Raw genomic sequence first — 17,067 nt, 5'->3', positions numbered from 1 at the left:
ATTAAGCACCAGCTTCCTGATTATTTAAAATTTTAGCAACGTCTACACGATCATCCTGGGGAACATACTGGGAAACTATTTTGCAGCCTTTAGCAATAATTGCCTTATAAGTATCAACTTGGCCCGGCTTGATATACGCCCTCTTCGTCACCTTAATGGCGTTATCAAAGGTTAGGGTCCCGCCCAAGACAAGATTATTTATTTGTTCTCCCTGCTCGAGCAGCTGCAAAAAAATCTCCGGCGTTTGAGACACAACAAAAACCCGCTGCCGGTCGTATTTATGGGCCTTAAAATTATCTAATGCAGTTTGCTTGGCAATGATTGAAACCGCCATGCCAGATGGCCTGCCCAATTTCATCGCCTGCTTCTTTTGTGGGTCACTAGCCACTTCATCATCAACCACCATCACGCGCGTAGCATTTGAGTCCGGTGCCCAAGACGTTGCCACTATTCCGTGAAGTAAGCGATTATCAATTCTTGCTCCTACTATTGCCATTATTTTTTCCTCCTGAAAGACAAAAAACCAAAATATTGTCATTCGTGCACCACAAAAGCACATGAATAAACAATATTTTGGTTTCGCCAGTTTCTAAACTGTAACGATCCGTTACTTATTTTTAATTATATTATTGAAACTATTTTTTGCAAGCGATTTCTTTATCATTTTGTTGCTTCTTTGATTGCTTTTGCAATTTCCAGACACATGTCTTCTGCCTGGGGCTCGCTGCCAAAGAAGTTAAGACTGCCATGATCACATCCCATATACTTGATAACATTCAGTTCAACGCCATGCTTCAGTGCCTTCTTGATAAAGGCCTCTGCCACCAGCGTGATCAGATCATATTGGTTAATGATAAAAGTAATTGGTGGGATTTTGTGCCAGTCCTTAATATTGAAAATATCCACCACCTCATCATGAGGGTCTACCTTATGATGCAAATAATTTTTCTCCATACCAGGTAAAGACTTAATCATTCTAAGAACCCGATTTTTAGCATATTCTTCATCTTCGGGACAAACTTCAAACTTGTTCCAATCATAATAAGGTTCCATATCACTATCGGTTACAGGGTACAGCTCGATTGCCTTTGCAATCACTGCCGTATCATCCATGCGGACAATACAGGAGTTAATCAGCCCGCTGCCGGCACTGTCACCCGCAAGGACAACTTTTTCATTATCAGAACCAAGCCTGTTGTGATTTTGCTTTACCCAGTCAATAATTCCCAGGGCATCGTTAACCGCTGCTGGGTACGGGTTTTCCGGTGCTAAGCGGTAGTGCGGAAAGACAACGGTTGACTGGGCCTGTTCCGCAATATACTTCATCTGCTTGCCAAACTCTTCGATTTTGCCAGTCATGTAGGCTCCGCCATGAAAGTAGATTAAGATGGGGTTCGCCCTAAGCGGGTTTTCCGGTGAGAAGATAAACGTATCAATGTAATGATCTCCATCTACCTCCACTAGCTGCTCATCGAGGTTTACCTCACTGGTAGTCAGATCATAAGTAACATTTTCCGGTCTGTTGCGGTCAAAGTTCAGGGAAAATGGCTTGTTGCCGATTCCCTCATCCATCTTCTTTTGAATAATCATTTTGACGTGTGGGTCGACGATATTAAGCTTCACTTCGCCTTTTTGTCCTGGCACGGGTTTAACGGTCTCTTCTACCCCATTAATCACCTTCTTTAAAGGTTGAGTCTGCAACTCATCAATTAAAGACTTAGGATATTGTCTTTGCTCCATACAAACACTCCTTTTTGCATAAAAAAACCGCAAAAGCATACGCAAAAACATGCTTTTACGGTTTCGCCAGTTTCTAAACTGTAACGATCCTCTTCTAATTTACAAAATCATATTACCATACTTTTTAGTTTTTGGAAAGCGCTTCCCAAAATAAAGCTAATTTATCAAAAAAGCGCGGCCCACTGACGTGAACCCCGCCTTTCGTTTATTCCAACGTCTGGACCCAGCCCTCTGGGCCCTCTTGGTCGCCGTATTGGATAGCGACCAATTCATTATAGAGCTTGGTCGTGATCGGACCGGGATGATCTTCGCTGTAGATGACGTGCTTTTCCCCCTTATAGGTAATCGAGCCAACGGGCGAAATCACGGCCGCCGTTCCCATCGCACCAGCTTCTTTCATCGTGAAGGCCTCCTCCAGGGTAATCTTGCGTTCAACCGGATTCAGCCCCAACTGCGCGGCCAGCTCCAGCAGCGAGCGCTTGGTAATCGAAACCAGGATTGACTTCGACTTCGGCGTGACAAACTGACCCTCCTGCGTGATGCCAAAGAAGTTGGCCCCGCCAAACTCATCAATGTACTTGTGCTGGCGCGGGTCTAAGTAGAGGCAGTCGGCAAAATCCTGTTTGTGCGCCTCGACTGAAGGCAACAGGCTGCTGGCGTAGTTGCCCGACGTCTTTGACCGCCCGGTTCCAGCATAGGCCGCCCGGTCATAGTCGCTGACGAGATATGCGGCCGGAGTTAAGCCCTTGATATAGGCACCCACCGGAACGGCAAAAATTCGCAGGAGGTATTCATCAGCAGCAGTCACGCCTAGAACGTTAGAGGTGCCAACCATGAAGGGGCGCAGGTAAAGCGTTGCACCACTATCATATGGTGGCACAAATTCTTCATTGGCCCGCACCACTTGCTTGACCGCCTCAACAAAACGCTCTTCTGGAAACGGCGGCATGGCTAGCCGCTTTGCAGACAAGCTAAAACGGTGCGCGTTCTGCTCTGGGCGGAAAAGGTTGATCTTGCCGTCCTTGCGCCGGTATGCCTTGAGCCCCTCAAAGATTTCCTGACCGTAATGCAGCACCTCGGCGCCTTCGGACAAGGTAATGGTTGAATCTTCAACCAATTTGCCCTCCTGCCATTTGCCCTCCTTAAATTTGGCCTCATAGCGGTACGGTAAGTCCCGGTACTGAAACCCTAAATTGGTCCAATCGAGTTCATTTGCTTGCTGTTTCATAATATCCCCACGTTTCTTCTATAGCCTGCAATTAGCCAGCGGCTGCTTTAATTTTTATTTAATTACTAGTTAATTTAGACCATGTGCTGCCTTCTGTCAATAGCGAGGACAATTAACTTGCGGACCGACTGCATGTTTCACATGAAACAAAAGCTACCCCGATTCAATCACCCTAATGTTTTTTCACGTGGAACAAAAGAAGCAGGCGCTTTTTGCAATCTTTGACAACAAAAAAGGAGTCGCTCCTTTACGGAGTGACTCCTTAAACCAATACGGCTTAGTTATCCCGGCTAGCCACATCCTTATGCTCGCCAGAAGTGTCTTTTGCCTCAACGTCCAGGATTGCGTCCCCATTGAGGTAAACGTGCTGGTCATCAGCCGTGAATTTGACTTCCTTGGTCGCAGGCTCCTTCATCAGTAGTTTGGCAATCGGTGTTTCCAGATCCTGCTCAACCACCCGCCGCAGTGGCCGTGCACCAAACTCCTTGTCGTAGCCCTTGGCTGCCAGGTAGGCCTTGGCCTCAGGTGCAACCTCGACCTTGACTTCTTTCTTGGCCAGTACGCGCTCCATCTTCTTCAGGTAGAGGTCGATGATCTTGTTCATGTCCGCCTTGGTCAGCGAATTGAATGGCACGATTGCATCCAACCGGTTCAAGAATTCCGGTCTGAAGTAAGCCTCTAGAGCCGTCACCAGCTTGTCATGGTCGACCTTGCCGTCTTTGAGCAGCTTGTCGGAATAGCCGGCGTTCGAGGTCATGATCAGAATCGTATCCTTGAAGGAGACGGTCCGCCCCTGTGCGTCCGTCAACCGCCCATCGTCCATAATCTGGAGCAAGGCGTTGAAGACCTGGGGGTTAGCCTTTTCAATCTCATCAAACAGGATCAGGCTGTATGGTTGGTGGCGAACCTTTTCGGTCAACTGGCCACCCTCGCCGTAGCCGACGTATCCCGGTGCCGATCCGATTAGCTTGTTCACGGCCATCTCGTCCTGGTATTCGGACATGTCGAGCCTAATCAGGTGGTTTTCACCACCGAAAAGCTGAATCGCCAGCTGCTTAGCCAGCTCGGTCTTGCCCACGCCCGTCGGTCCCGTCAACAGGAACGTGCCGGTTGGCCGGTCATTGTCCTTAAAGACCTGCTTGCGCGCAATGGCATCGGTAATGACATCGACCGCCCTATCCTGATCAATAACCGCCTTCTTTAGTTTAGCGGCCAAATCCAGGTTCTTTTGGCCTGCACTGGCGTGCAACTCACTCATCGGAATCTTCGTCTTAGCTTCGATCAAAGCGTAGATGTCCTGGTCGGTGACGCGTGGCGTTGCGGCGTCATCCGCATGGTTGACCTTATCTTGCAGGTTTTCAATCCGCTTTTTCAGTTCGCTAGCCTTTGCATAGTCTTCCTGCTTCACGGCGTTTTTCTTGTCTTCGTCAAGCTTCTTGATCTGCTCATTCAGGCTGGCCACGTCTTGCGGCAGGGTATCCAGGCCTTTTTTAGCGCCCGCCTCATCCATCAGGTCAATGGCCTTGTCCGGCAAGTAGCGCCCCTGAATGTAGCGCTGCGACAGTTCAACGGCCAGGCGCAGGGCATCATCACTATACTTGACGTGGTGGTAGTCCTCGTACTTCTTTTTCAGACCGTTCAAAATATGGATTGTGACCTCAGTTGATGGTTCAGGCACCTGGACCGGCTGAAAGCGCCGGGCCAGAGCAGAATCATTCTCAATCCTGCGGTATTCACCGGTGGTTGTTGCCCCGATCAGGTTGAGGTCCCCACTGGCTAAAGCCGGTTTTAAGATATTGGCGGCATCGCCATTATTGTTTTCCGAATCCGTTGAACCGGCCCCAACAATGTTGTGCAGCTCATCGATAAACAGAATAATATTCGGGTCCTTCTTAGCCTTATCAATTACAGCCTTCAGGCGTTCCTCAAAGCTGCCACGCAGACTAGAGCCGGCCACCATGTCGTTAATATTAACCGCAATGATGTGCTTGTCCTTCATCTTGTCCGGAACGTCACCCTGCGCAATCTTCTGGGCCAGTCCCTCAACGATTGCCGTCTTGCCAACACCCGCCGGGCCCACGAGCACCGGATTGTTCTTCTTCCGCCTGCTCAGAATCTCGATCACTTCCTGGATCTGCTCGTCACGGCCAATCACCGGGTCATACTTGTTTTTCTTCGCCTGCTCAACGAGGTCAACGCCAATCGGCTTTTCCTTTTGTTCCTGCGGTCCCTGAGCGCCCCGGGAGAATTGCTGCGGCGAAATATTCATGCTATTTGCGTAGTGAACCGGAATTGCACCGCTCCCCTCACCAGAATTACTAAAAAAAGTATCGTTTAGTTCTTTAAATAAATTATCAAAATCGTTATCAAAATATGCCATATATAACACCCCTTGCTATAGGTTATAAATTTGTAATTAGCACTCTTTTGCTAGGAGTGCTAATTGCTTACAGCTATTATTATAGCAGGTTATCCACAGAAAGCAATGATTTTGTTTAACTTTTTCCACAGGCTACTGCAAGTTAGTAAGCCCGCCCTTCAAGCTCACAAAAAAAGCCCAACTTCAGCTTTTTACCGCTTAATCTAGGCTCCTTATTCTTATTTCTGGTAAAGTTCAAAGTGGTCCCGCAGGTATTTGGCGGTTAAACCGACACCCTTTTGCACAATACCCACAGGTGTGCCGCTGGCAACAATTTTGCCGCCCTGCGCTCCTCCGCGCGGACCCATGTCAATCATATAGTCACTGTTGGCCATGATGTCGAGGTCGTGCGTAATGGTAACAATGGTTGCCTTCTGGTCAAGGAGCTTCTGCAAAACCTGCAAAAGCGTCCTGACGTCTTGGGGGTGCAGGCCGACCGTCGGCTCGTCGAAGACAAACAGGCTGCCCTTTTGCTGCCGGTGAATATGGCTGGTCAATTTTAGCCGTTGGGCTTCACCGCCAGACAGTGCAGGTGTCGATTCGCCCAGGTGCAGGTACCCCAATCCCATGTCGTGCAGGGTCGTGATGGTCTTGGCAATCCGCGGCTGGTCGTCAAATAGTCTCTGCGCCAAGGCATTATCAACGGAATGGTCCAATACGTCCGCAATGCTCAAGCCCTTCCACTTCACGCGCAGGACGTCCGTGTTATAGCGGTGGCCGCCGCAGACGGAACAGGTCTCCACCATGTCCGGAAGATACTGGATATCAAGTGCAATCACGCCGGTACCGCCACAGGCCGGACAGGCCCCTTCCTTGTTGTTATATGAAAAATGCGCGGCCCGGTACTTTAGCTTTTTCGCTAGCGGCTGCTGCGCAAACAGCTTGCGGAGGTTGTCCATGATATCCGTGTACGTAGCAACCGTTGACCGCTGGTTCTTGCCAACGGGCGTCGAATCAACGCTAATGACGTTCTTGATCCCATCATTAATCAGGTTCGCCACCCAGGCCGGACCGCTGCTACCCTCTTTTTGCGCCTTGAGGGCGGGCAGCAGCGAATCAAAAATCATTGAAGTCTTGCCCGCCCCCGAAAAGCCGGTAATGGCGGTCAGGCGGCTCAGGGGGATCCGCACGTCAACGTGCTCGAGGTTAAAGTGCCTGGTCACCTTGACGCCAACCTCGCCGTGCCGAAAGAGCAGTTTTTTCTCCACTTGCTTGCGCACGTGCAGGGGCTCATCCCCCCGCAGGTAGGGCCCAATCAAAGATTCCCGGTTCGCTATCACCTGTGCCGGTATTCCCTGAGAAATAATCTGGCCACCCTTGCTGCCAGATCCCGGCCCAATTTCAATAATCCAGTCGGCGGCACTGATAATTGCGGCCTCGTGGTCGACCACAACCAGGGAGTTGCCCTGATTGACCAACTCATGGAAGACATCAATCAGCCCCGCAACATTATCGGGGTGCAAGCCGACCGAGGGTTCATCCAAAACGTACAAGACGCCCGTTGTTTCCGTCCGCAAGGTCCGCCCCAGCTGAATACGCTGCAATTCACCCGTTGACAGCGTCGCAGCCTGCCGGTCTATACTCAGGTAATCAAGGCCCAGCTTTAACAGGGGCCTGACTTGGTGCAGCAATTCGCCCGTCAAGTTCTGTGCCAGGTCGGCCATGTTTTCCGGCAGCCACGTCGTAATCTCCTGCATGTAATCCGGCAGTTCCCCTAAGGTTAGCTGCTCAGCCTGGATGATATTCTTTCCGGCAACCTCTTGCTGCCAGCGGCTAGGATCAATGCGAAAGCCGTGGCAGCGCGGACACGTGCTGAAGTGGTAAAACGAATTGATGCGCTCAAGTCCACGCTCGGACTTAGTGGTCTTGCGGGAATTGGCCACGGCATTATAGGCATTTTCATACAGGGCATCGAGGTGGTAAACCCGGCCGGTTGAAGTCGGCAGGTCAATCGGCACCTTCCGTTCCGCCCCGTGCAAGACGATCTCCTTTTCTGCTGCCGTCAGGTCCTTATAGGCAATATCAGTGCGAACGCCTAATTCACGGGCGATGCGCCACATCCAGTTGCGGCCCGGAATCTGCCAGGTAGCCACCGCGCCATCCTCAAGCGACTTGTTTTCATCGGAAATAATCTTCTGATCATCAATCTGTTCAATGGTGCCAAGACCCTGACACTTTTGACACGCACCGTCGGAGTTAAAGGCAAAGTCTTCGGCACTAAAGGCGTAAAATTGGACGCCGCAGGTCGGACAGGTGATCCGCCCCATCGCTTCACCGGTCAAGTCCATCGCCTGGGCAATCTTAATCGTGGCTGGCACCCGGTGCCCATTGGGACAAACGGGCGACCCCAACCGGGAAAAAATCAGGCGTAGAATGTTAAAGACCTCGGTGACCGTCCCAACAGTTGAACGCACGCCGGGAACCGTTGGTCGCTGTTTGAGGGCCAACGCCGACGGAATATGCAGCACCTCGTCCACCTCTGCGCGGCCCACCTGGCTAATCCTTCTTCTGGTATATGCGGCAAGGGAATCCAGATAGCGGCGGGCTCCTTCAGAATAAAGAATGCCCATGGCCAGACTGGACTTGCCGGAGCCGCTCAGACCTGAAATAGCCACAAACTTATGCAGGGGAATGTTAACATTAATATTCTTTAGGTTGTTGACCCGGCCCCCGATTACTTCAATTTTAGTTGGCTGCTCCTTGTAGTTCATCTATGATTATTCTTTCCTTTATTACTAGACTTCAAAATCTTCTTGTGCGGTCGTTTCAGCAGATACTGTCGGATAATCTGAATCACTTGTTTATTTTGGGGCAGGTTCGAATGATCGGCCTGCTTGCCCGTGACGGTCATCGCCGTGTAGCTCTTGACCTGGTTTTGAAAGATAAATTTACCTGCCGCCACGCTTGATTCAGGGACAATGCCGTCTGATTCATAGTTTTTGCCTCCGGATAGAGAATAGACCCTTAAATATCGCGGTAGACGAGACCGTTGCTTGATAAAGTCATCAAGCATCTGCGTCCGCTTTTCAATATTTTTCTCCGAAAAATTATAGGGCGTGCCCAGGGTCAGCAGCCGCCTCATCTTTGTTTCATGCGCATACTGGTCGTAGTAATGCTCCAGCCAGTAGGTCCAAATAAGCCCGCCGTTAGAGTGTCCGAAGGCCTTGAAGTTGTTGAACTTATAATTCTGCATTAGCGCCGCAAAGGCCGCATCAAGCCAGGTCGCCTGCTTTTTAATATTAGCATAGCCGTCTTTATTGTTGGCAAAACCAATAATGATGAAGGGTTCAAAGTCATTCTTGGCAATTGAACCGCTGTAATTCAACTTAGCTTCACGTGAAACAGTAATTTTTAGCACACTGTGCCTGTGCCTGGTCGTCCTGTTAAGTTCGTCAATCAGCTGGTTGAACCGCTCCGTAGTTGCACTCGAGCCTGGCACCATAATTATTGGTGAAAGCAGTGACTTGCTTCTTTCTGCCCTGGCATTATTGTCCTTCTTCATCCACGAAAAACTGGGAATGGCCACCAAAATTAATAATGCAATTAGGAGAATAAGCCATTTATAGTTTGGATTTTTACGCATTGCTTTCGCCCATCTGCCTGCAACTCAATTCCACTTCCACCCTTTCGTTAACTTTAACAACCGGCCACAACAGCAGGAGATCCAATAAAAAGAGCGAAATTGTAAAAAGCAGCGCCCGCCAATTGCCGTTAGTACCCAAAAACGAAATTAAGATGCCCGGTGTGCCTTTCAAAATGGGGTATACACAAACTGGAATAAGGTGCAAACCGATGGCTCCAGCCGCTAACGTCATGTTAATTAATGGAATTAAACTACAAGGCACCATGAAGACCGGATTTAAAATCAGGGGCAGACCGATTGCAAATCCTAAGGTCGAGCCAAACGCAGCCGGCAGGAGATTTGCCCGAGCACAGGCACCGATTTCCAGATTGCTCTTGCGCAAAAGAATGAGAACAATTAATGCCAAAACACAGCTTGCACCACCCATTACGCCGTAACTGTTAATGAGCGAACTACCCAAGAATTGGTAAGGCACGTGCCATGAACTGCCATGCTGCAAAGCAGCAGTCAAGTTTTCTGCAGTAAAAGCATTATTGCTTGTACCCGCAAGCGAACTCAAAGGATAGCCTATCCCTAGCCAGTTCAAGAATGTCACAACCAGTGAAAGCAGCAGCACCTCAGCCAAATTATTGGTTGTCTGAATCCGACTAACAAGCTCGCTAAAGCTGGCAGAATTGTGCATCTTGAGCTGCAATTCGTAGATAATAATACCTAAAAAAATGCCCACCGCAAGTGAAACAGTCAAGGGCTGAGCTGCATTCCAAGCCCGGTATTGCAACCACTTTGTTGGCTCAGACTGAACCGAGTAGTAATTTTTGCCCAGCCAGCGAAAGACCTGCCCCACACCAAAGCCGACAAGCAGCGCAATAAATACGGCATTGACTTCTAACAGGCTGCTAGCAAGCAATTCACGTGCTCCCCTGTCGCTACTCAAAGCATAGGTACAGAACAACATAATTAAAACCGCGGACAAGCCCGCCATCGTTGAGTCTTTATGATACATTTGGGCCGTATAGCATGCCATGAAGTAACTGGTATAAAGACCAAAGACACCAAAGGTGATTTCGACCATCCCATGACAGACAAAAGAACCACTATACCAAACGTAATCGGACATGACCTTATCTAGACTCAAAATATTATAAATCAGGCCATTGGCTGAAAAGAATAGATCTCCAAGTAACTTGAAGTACGAACCAATTACTGCAAGCGGCATTAATATGGCAAGCGTGCGCTGGGCCGACTGTAAAAAAGCCGATTTGCGAATTTTAAGCACGAGTTTGACCGCCAGCTCAATCATATCTTAATCTCCCTATGTTGACTTCATTCCTAACAGCATCCCAATTATACAACGCCAGCTATTTCATAGGTGCAATAACTAACTTATTAACTATAAATTTACCTAAAATGGTATAATACAGGTGATTTTTAAAGAGGTAAGAAGAATGAGTAAGAAAAAAATTGAATTAACTGCAAAAATAGCAAAATTAGCTGCAAAACACCTTGAAACAACAAATGCCAGCTTTGATGACTTGGTCAATGAAGCTCTTAAGTGCTACCTCCTGGACCACCTAAGTTCCAGTCAAATCAAGGACGCCCTCAAAGAAATCGATGATGCCAGCTCTCAATATACGGGCAAGTTATTCCAAAGTGAAATTGACAATCTAAACAAGTATTAGGCTGCTACGTCTCAAATAAATATTAGTCTGGTATATTAGTCTGGTAAATATATTTAACAAAAAAGAGCAAGAAAATGAAGTGAGCCCCAAAAGTCAGATAACTTTTGGGGCTCACTTCAAAAACCTGCCCTTTTTCTATTCAATCAAGTTAGGGACGCGTAGAACCTGCAATAACATCATGCCTAAACTGATTACCAGCAAGGTGGCGGTAGAAGTTCGCCCTAGTCGTTTGCACGTACGGAATCAACCAGATAAAGCCAATTCCCATCGTGATCATCGATAAGATAAACCAACCCAGAAAGCTCAAGTCAAGCACAAAAAGCTCCCACTTATGCCCTGCCATTAGCTGGCGACTAGCAGTAATGGCTTCGGTTGCATGTACTCTTTGACCACTTTCCACCAGGTCGCTAACAATATAAGGCGTCATAGCGTAAGAGAATTGTTTGATGACACCGGGAATAACCAGCAACAATGTCCACAGGTAAAGAAAAATGTAACTCATCAGGTAATTCAAAAATTCGGGAATAAAACGATCATCGGTGAAAACCGAAAAGATTGCTTTGATGAAAGGCAATTTACGGTTACGCGCAAAATTCAAAAAGGTGATGGCCATACTTAGCATGAAGAGCCCACTTAGAAAGGAAATGCTTGAACTGCCGATAAGCCGGCCGCTCCAGTAGCCAGGTTCTGCAACGGAAGCGATCTGTGTACTGTCCCAATTGTTAAAATTGTTTAGAATATTAACGGTTTCTTTAATCCTTGGTCCAAAAATAAGTGCATTAATAATTGTTAGCACTAATGCAACAATTATCGCCCACCCCCAATTACCACGCAGGCTGTTCTTAGCTTCGGTTTTTAATTCTGCTCTACTCATAAATCCGCTCCTTACTTAATATTGAATATATTCTACGCCTATTTCCCGCCGTATAGCAAATGATAAACAAAAATATCGAAAAAAGCCTAGTTCCACCAATATCGGAACTAAGCTCACACAGTGTTTGTGCCGCCATCACTGACCACATATAGAAAAATTTCATTTTCGCTACCGAAGAAAATGAATACCATTCCTATGACGACACAAGGAAATTTTAGCACGCTATGAACTAAAAAACAAGGGTCAGCCAATTATATTTTCACTACTCCGATGAGTGTCCCAATAGACGCTGCATAATTTGATCAATTCGCCTCTTTAACCAGCCGAATTGGCCCATTCGTGTCTTGTTAGTCTGAATAATAATCATTGTCTTAGCATCGTCAGTGGTACGCATAAAGGTATAGTAGCCCTCACCTGCGCCATTAGCCGTCTTAACCTTGAGTTGTTCATCATGATAGAGACCGCCGTTATAGTAAGAGGGCGGTTGCGCCTCATAAAGCAGCTTGCGGCTCTTTCGAGATAACAGCTTGCCAGCCAAAATGTAGTGCAGCACTTTAGCCAGATCATGATTGGACATCACCACTGACCCCGCCCCCAATTCGCTGTGAGCATCACGCAGTGCCACCTGGTGCTTGACTGTGCTGTAGTGGCCAGCCCGGTAAATCATCCCTGGCACCAACTGACTCGCTATAATTTTACTCGGCTTTGACCATAGGAACTCGGTATGTTTTAAACCCAATGGCTGCACATAAGTTGCACGGAATAGTTGTTCATAACTCTTGCCCGTAATTTGCGTGATAATGCCACACAGATAAACATAGTTGAGCGAACTATAATACCACTTGTTAAGCATTTTAGGTACAAAAATCGTCTTGGCAGCATCACTTTGAATGTTGTCCTGATCAGAAATAAAATGCTGCTGGCCCAACTTAGCTCCAGGCTTCAGCTCCAGCCCCGCCGTCATTGTCAACAAATTATGCAGCGTTATTTTGTTTGCGCCAGGTACCTCAGGATAAAATTCACTCAAATGGTCACGCAGGTGCAGCCTGCCCGCCTGTACCAGCCGCATTACTATTGCGGCCGTCATCGACTTTTGGACAGAATTAATTAAGTAACTAGTGTCAGCAGTATTATTTTCAGCGTAATCAAGCAGAACCTTACCGTTCCTGATGACTAACACTGACCCCTTAACCTTCAGGGCGTCAATTTGCTGGCGCACTATTTTTCTTTTAAAATTTCTTTACGACTGCCACCGGCTGGAGTCCTGTCACTCACACTGACTGCGTAGGGCTTATTCTGCCACTTCTTAGTGTAAAAATACTTGTGCAGATTATAGCTATAAGGACCGTCAGGCTGCTGCATGAATGGCCTAACCGCTTCGTCAACGACAACCCAGCCTCGCCAACCGATGTGAATGGTATCTTCCATGAAGTACTTCTCACCGCCACGCCTTGACAAGTCCTTAACATTGTCAAAGCCCTGACTGGCTAACTGGTACTTAATCTTAGAAACAGACTTTTGGTACATCGTCTGTGACAAGCCCGTGTAATCCGCCCATTTCTGGTTAATCGGCGGAATGATGAACAGGACATTGGTGTGCTGCTGGGCAAACTGGTGCAGCATCAACTCGAAGTCGCTATATTCAACAGACTTCGTATAGTCAAACTTGCGCTGGCTGCCTTTCAGCTTAGCCAGATTCTTCTTATTTAGCCGCATCTTAAAGAACTTATTGTTAATACCAAAATCATTGGAAGTGGTATGGGTTGCGGCCTGCTTGTCTGCTATCCGGTCAAGTTCCTTGACTGAATATGTATCTGGCAGGAGCTTGGCCTCATTATTAATCTTCTGTATCCGGTCACGCAACTGGAACGTACTGAAAAACTTATCTTCGTTATTAAGCATGCGCCGCTGATTTTCCAAGACAAAGCGCTGCGGGGCGGACAGTTGCCCACCGCGAGCGATTGTCTTCATCCCAGATTTAATTACCCCCTTTACCTCGGGCATTTGCAAAAAGCGCTTGGCCGCATAACGATTTGTAATACTATCCTTTTTTATGCCCAACAAGAAGTTGCAGGCTTGCAACGGCGAATAGTACAGACTAAACGCCTCCGGATTCTGACCATACTTGGTAAACCACTGCGGCGAAATAATCACTACGGCTTTTTTATTTTGCAACTGTTTGGCCGTGCCCTGCATTTCTAAAAAGTGGGCCAGCGACTGGCTACCAGGGCCGCCCAGTAGGAACGGGCGATAATCGCGGTGATACTTTTCTGCCAGCACACTTGGATGCAGCGGATCCATCCGAGACAATTCACTTGAGCCATAGAACGGTACAAAGCCACTCTTGAAGGCATCCTGCTTAATCCGCGAACCTTTGAAAACAGTCGTAGTCTGCGAGTTAGCCGCCTGGTAGATTGCATCTTGGGAAAAAGTCCGTTCCCACGGCAGGAGAAAGATAACTGTCAGTAAAATAATAGCGCAAAGGACCGGGCCAAAAATTTGCCACAGTCGGCGTTTATTACTCATTTTTTAAATTTTCCACCTTTGCCACAATCTTGCTTGGTGTATCCCACTCAGTGCGATCAAATTCAGAAACAGGCACATCAATCGCAAATTTTTCCTGCAAGTTGAGCAACATCTGAACACTGGCCATTGAATCCATCAAGCCGTTAGCAAATATATTTTCGTCCATCTTAGTGGCCAAATCTTCACCGGTTAAATCTTGTAAAATAGCTAAAACTTCTTTTTTAATATCCATCGTAAAACCTCTAAAATAAAACTACTTCCAACCAAACCATAGCTGGCTAAGGAAGCCGGAAAAAATCAGAAAACTGAAACAAACAACATTGAAAGTCACCAAGATTGCGAGTCCCTTGGTAAATTTATTGGACGGTAACTGGCCCCTATGCTTCTTTTTATACCTGATCCAGCAATCATTGATGATAATCGCCAGCGCATGGAAGAGTCCATACACAATATAATACCACGTCAAGCCATGCCAGAAGCCCATCACCAAGAAAAGCAATAGGTAGGCTGCCTGGGACAGTCTGATCGGGTTCTTGAACAACTTCTTCTTCATCGCGAAGAAAGTAAACCTCATATAGATGTAGTCCCTGAACCAGAAGGATAGCGTCATGTGCCAGCGATTCCAGAATTCCTTGATATTTGGCGAGATAAACGGTTTATTAAAGTTCATCGGGGTGTGAATACCCATGAAATATGAAATCGATACCGCGAAGAGCGAGTAGCCTGCAAAGTCAAAGAAGAGGTACATGCTATAGCAGTACATATAGGCTACAACCCACCAAGATAGCTTCAAACCGCCGTTGGCTGTACCCGCTATCAGAGCCGCTTCCGTAATCTTGGGCAGCCAATAAGTACCAAAGAACCACCCCAAAACAAACTTGTACAGAAAGCCTTGAAACAGGTAGCGCGTTGCCAGCGCTAGGTCAGCAATATATTGCTCACGCTTAGGGGCAGTGTCACACTCCTTAGCAAACCGCCGGTAGCGGTCAATTGGACCTGACGAAAACGTCGGAAAAAACAGTAAAAAGCGCAGGTAGGTGCCCCAGTTAATGTCCTTAATGGCGCCGTCGCGCACCTCCATGATTACCTGCACGGTCTTAAAGGTAATATACGAAATACCTAGAAAGCCTAAGACTCCGGGCATACCTGCTTGCGGAGAGGCGATCTTAACTTTGACCAGTGCCAAGGGGAGAATTGCTAAAATTACTGCGAGATAAAAGATCCAAGTTTTATTTTGTCCTCTTTTGCGGTACTGCTGGTAGCCATATGCGAGCAGCAGCTGGAACAACAAATAAATTATTAGACTGACGCCCTGCTCCCACTTTTCGCCGTCAAAAATGAGAAACAGGAAAAGCAGGGAAAAGACAACCTCGTAGACCTTGAACCGATGGCCGAAATACAGACCCAAAATTATTGGGATGAGGCCAATTAGTAGGTAGATAAAGTATTGTGGATTGCCATAAGGTTGCAAGTTAATGAAATTAAAATGCACTACTTGTTGACCTCCTTAATCACGGTGTTGATGTCTACCTTGCCGTTCTGCGAAATCGGTAGCTCATCACAATAGACAAAGCGCTGCGGGATCATGTACGGCATCAGGTCCTTGGCCAGATCAGTCCGAATTGCCTTCGTAACCTCGGCTTCCGTGTACTTTTCCTTAATGCCATCCTTAAGCTTGATTGCGGCCACAATTTGCTTAACCGTATGGTCCTTGCCATACTTAGGTGCAGCGACCCCGCGGTCGACCAACTTGTTGCGACCGATGTAGTGGTTGATTTCTTCCAATTCAATCCGGTAGCCGTTAAACTTAATCTGAAAGTCGATTCGGCCCCGGTAGAAGAGTAGATCTCCGTCAAAGAAGCCTTCGTCACCCGAACGGTGACTCAGGTACTGGTCACCTGGCTTTTGGAAGAAGGCCTTGGCAGTTTTTTCCAGGTTATTCATATAGCCCTTGGAAGTACTCGGCCCCGTAATGATGATTTCACCCTCGTCGGGCTGGTCGCCCTTGGTCTTGTCGATGGTGATAGTCGTGTCTTCCTTAACCTTACCAATTGGCAAGCGATCATATTGAGCTAGCACTTCAGGCGTGATTTCCACTTGCGTGACGGCAACCGTAGTCTCGGTTGGACCGTACGTATTAAAAATACGGGCTTGGGGAAATCTCTTCTTGAGCATGACGACCTCAGTATGAGGCAATTCTTCACCACAGAAGAGAAAGTGCGTCAGATTAGGATGATGAACCATATCGAACGTCTTGTCTAAAAAACACATCTGGGCAAACGACGGCGTCGATACCCACACGTTGAACTGTAGCTTAGGTAACGTCATAAACAGCTGGGCAAAATTTTGGGTCACGTTGTGCGGCAGGACAACCAACTCACCCGCACCTACAAGTGCTGGATAAAGGCTCATGACCGAAAGGTCGAAAGAATACGGAGCCTGGGCCAGAAAGTGCGGGTGCGGTGGCAAATCAAAGTCCGTCATTTCCCAGTTGAGGAAACTAAGGAGGTTGTTGTGACTAATCTGCACACCCTTGGGCTTACCGCTGGTTCCGGAGGTGAAAATAATGTAAAAATTATCATTGCCGCTGACAAAATTTGCTGGATCGACTGTGTAATCGCCGTTATCAACTGCGGTAGGCTCCACGACTACCATATCTGGCAAGGTGATGGCTGGCAATTTTTCAATAGCCAGCAACGCTTCGGCCCGGGCGACTTCTTGGATTAACACAATTCGCTCAGCATTGGAGTAGCTGGCAATTGGAATATAGGCGTGCCCCGCCTTTACACAACCTAAAAAGCTGGCAATCATCTCGAAGTCTTGCCCACCCCAGATCATCACTGGACTACCAGGCGTAATTTTCAAATTCATAATTTTATGGGCCCATGCATCGGAACGCCGCTTAAGTTCGCCATACGTATTGGTCTTGCCCAGGTAGTCGTATGCCACCCGGTCCGGCTCTGCCAAGGCAATTTCATCGATTTTTTTAATTACATCTTTAATCATATTGTTGAACCA

At 47.6% G+C, this 17,067-nt stretch carries 14 protein-coding genes; 1 reads left to right on the top strand and 13 read right to left on the bottom strand.

Annotated elements, in window-relative coordinates; translation table 11 throughout:
- Position 1: 1 nt before the first annotated feature.
- From AC2JF8_RS04800 to AC2JF8_RS04770, 7 genes are all read right to left on the bottom strand, one after another.
- Positions 2–496, bottom strand: a complete 495-nt coding sequence (locus AC2JF8_RS04800; protein ID WP_500761546.1) for a PTS sugar transporter subunit IIB — start codon at positions 494–496, stop codon at positions 2–4.
- A gap of 164 nt (positions 497–660) precedes the next feature.
- The gene (locus AC2JF8_RS04795) at positions 661–1,740 is read right to left on the bottom strand and encodes an alpha/beta hydrolase (protein ID WP_500761544.1); all 1,080 of its coding nucleotides are present in this window, start codon (positions 1,738–1,740) and stop codon (positions 661–663) included.
- Positions 1,741–1,945: 205 nt separating this feature from the next.
- A complete protein-coding gene (locus AC2JF8_RS04790; RefSeq protein WP_500761766.1) occupies positions 1,946–2,971 on the bottom strand; it encodes a branched-chain amino acid aminotransferase in 1,026 nt (341 codons plus the stop codon).
- Positions 2,972–3,245: 274 nt separating this feature from the next.
- Positions 3,246–5,348 (bottom strand): ATP-dependent Clp protease ATP-binding subunit, encoded by a 2,103-nt coding sequence (locus AC2JF8_RS04785; RefSeq protein WP_500761542.1) that lies wholly within the window; start codon positions 5,346–5,348, stop codon positions 3,246–3,248.
- Between the two features lie 218 nt (positions 5,349–5,566).
- A complete protein-coding gene (locus AC2JF8_RS04780; RefSeq protein ID WP_500761540.1) occupies positions 5,567–8,098 on the bottom strand; it encodes an AAA family ATPase in 2,532 nt (843 codons plus the stop codon).
- The gene (locus tag AC2JF8_RS04775) at positions 8,095–8,970 is read right to left on the bottom strand and encodes an alpha/beta hydrolase (protein ID WP_500761538.1); all 876 of its coding nucleotides are present in this window, start codon (positions 8,968–8,970) and stop codon (positions 8,095–8,097) included. Before AC2JF8_RS04775 ends, AC2JF8_RS04780 begins: the two co-directional genes overlap by 4 nt.
- Complete coding sequence (locus AC2JF8_RS04770; RefSeq protein ID WP_500761536.1) at positions 8,963–10,270, bottom strand: PTS sugar transporter subunit IIC; 1,308 nt, start codon at positions 10,268–10,270, stop codon at positions 8,963–8,965. Before AC2JF8_RS04770 ends, AC2JF8_RS04775 begins: the two co-directional genes overlap by 8 nt.
- Positions 10,271–10,415: 145 nt before the next feature.
- On the opposite strand from AC2JF8_RS04770, the gene AC2JF8_RS04765 reads away from it, so the two are divergent.
- Positions 10,416–10,649 carry a hypothetical protein gene (locus AC2JF8_RS04765; protein ID WP_500761534.1) on the top strand — a complete coding sequence of 78 codons (234 nt, stop codon included), beginning with the start codon at positions 10,416–10,418 and terminating at the stop codon, positions 10,647–10,649.
- Positions 10,650–10,797: 148 nt separating this feature from the next.
- Here the strand turns inward: AC2JF8_RS04765 and AC2JF8_RS04760 are convergent, their stop codons facing one another.
- The 6 genes from AC2JF8_RS04760 to dltA all read right to left on the bottom strand — a co-directional run bounded on the left by AC2JF8_RS04760 (position 10,798) and on the right by dltA (position 17,055).
- Positions 10,798–11,523 carry a DUF975 family protein gene (locus AC2JF8_RS04760; RefSeq protein WP_500761532.1) on the bottom strand — a complete coding sequence of 242 codons (726 nt, stop codon included), beginning with the start codon at positions 11,521–11,523 and terminating at the stop codon, positions 10,798–10,800.
- Between the two features lie 262 nt (positions 11,524–11,785).
- Entirely contained in the window at positions 11,786–12,742 is a 957-nt protein-coding gene (locus AC2JF8_RS04755; protein ID WP_500761530.1) for a serine hydrolase domain-containing protein, read from the bottom strand.
- A complete protein-coding gene (gene dltD, locus AC2JF8_RS04750; protein WP_500761528.1) occupies positions 12,742–14,049 on the bottom strand; it encodes a D-alanyl-lipoteichoic acid biosynthesis protein DltD in 1,308 nt (435 codons plus the stop codon). The genes AC2JF8_RS04755 and dltD overlap by 1 nt, the downstream gene beginning before the upstream one ends.
- Positions 14,042–14,281, bottom strand: coding sequence for a D-alanine--poly(phosphoribitol) ligase subunit DltC (gene dltC / locus AC2JF8_RS04745; protein WP_500761526.1), 240 nt, complete (start codon positions 14,279–14,281; stop codon positions 14,042–14,044). The genes dltD and dltC overlap by 8 nt, the downstream gene beginning before the upstream one ends.
- A 21-nt stretch (positions 14,282–14,302) precedes the next feature.
- Positions 14,303–15,541 carry a D-alanyl-lipoteichoic acid biosynthesis protein DltB gene (gene dltB, locus AC2JF8_RS04740; protein ID WP_500761524.1) on the bottom strand — a complete coding sequence of 413 codons (1,239 nt, stop codon included), beginning with the start codon at positions 15,539–15,541 and terminating at the stop codon, positions 14,303–14,305.
- The gene (gene dltA / locus AC2JF8_RS04735) at positions 15,541–17,055 is read right to left on the bottom strand and encodes a D-alanine--poly(phosphoribitol) ligase subunit DltA (protein ID WP_500761522.1); all 1,515 of its coding nucleotides are present in this window, start codon (positions 17,053–17,055) and stop codon (positions 15,541–15,543) included. The genes dltB and dltA overlap by 1 nt, the downstream gene beginning before the upstream one ends.
- Positions 17,056–17,067: the final 12 nt, after the last annotated feature.

Source organism: Lactobacillus sp. CA30L (genome assembly GCF_059900845.1).
Note: the sequence above shows the minus strand (reverse complement) of the source record. Positions and strands in the feature narration are given on the sequence as shown.

Excerpts from the sequence above, each read along its gene's own strand:
- AC2JF8_RS04800 (WP_500761546.1), bottom strand. The coding sequence starts at position 496 with ATGGCAATAGTAGGAGCAAGAATTGATAATCGCTTACTTCACGGAATA.
- AC2JF8_RS04795 (WP_500761544.1), bottom strand. The coding sequence starts at position 1,740 with ATGGAGCAAAGACAATATCCTAAGTCTTTAATTGATGAGTTGCAGACT.
- AC2JF8_RS04785 (WP_500761542.1), bottom strand. The coding sequence starts at position 5,348 with ATGGCATATTTTGATAACGATTTTGATAATTTATTTAAAGAACTAAAC.
- AC2JF8_RS04780 (WP_500761540.1), bottom strand. The coding sequence starts at position 8,098 with ATGAACTACAAGGAGCAGCCAACTAAAATTGAAGTAATCGGGGGCCGG.
- AC2JF8_RS04775 (WP_500761538.1), bottom strand. The coding sequence starts at position 8,970 with ATGCGTAAAAATCCAAACTATAAATGGCTTATTCTCCTAATTGCATTA.
- AC2JF8_RS04770 (WP_500761536.1), bottom strand. The coding sequence starts at position 10,270 with ATGATTGAGCTGGCGGTCAAACTCGTGCTTAAAATTCGCAAATCGGCT.
- AC2JF8_RS04765 (WP_500761534.1), top strand. The coding sequence starts at position 10,416 with ATGAGTAAGAAAAAAATTGAATTAACTGCAAAAATAGCAAAATTAGCT.
- AC2JF8_RS04760 (WP_500761532.1), bottom strand. The coding sequence starts at position 11,523 with ATGAGTAGAGCAGAATTAAAAACCGAAGCTAAGAACAGCCTGCGTGGT.
- dltD (WP_500761528.1), bottom strand. The coding sequence starts at position 14,049 with ATGAGTAATAAACGCCGACTGTGGCAAATTTTTGGCCCGGTCCTTTGC.
- dltC (WP_500761526.1), bottom strand. The coding sequence starts at position 14,281 with ATGGATATTAAAAAAGAAGTTTTAGCTATTTTACAAGATTTAACCGGT.
- dltA (WP_500761522.1), bottom strand. The coding sequence starts at position 17,055 with ATGATTAAAGATGTAATTAAAAAAATCGATGAAATTGCCTTGGCAGAG.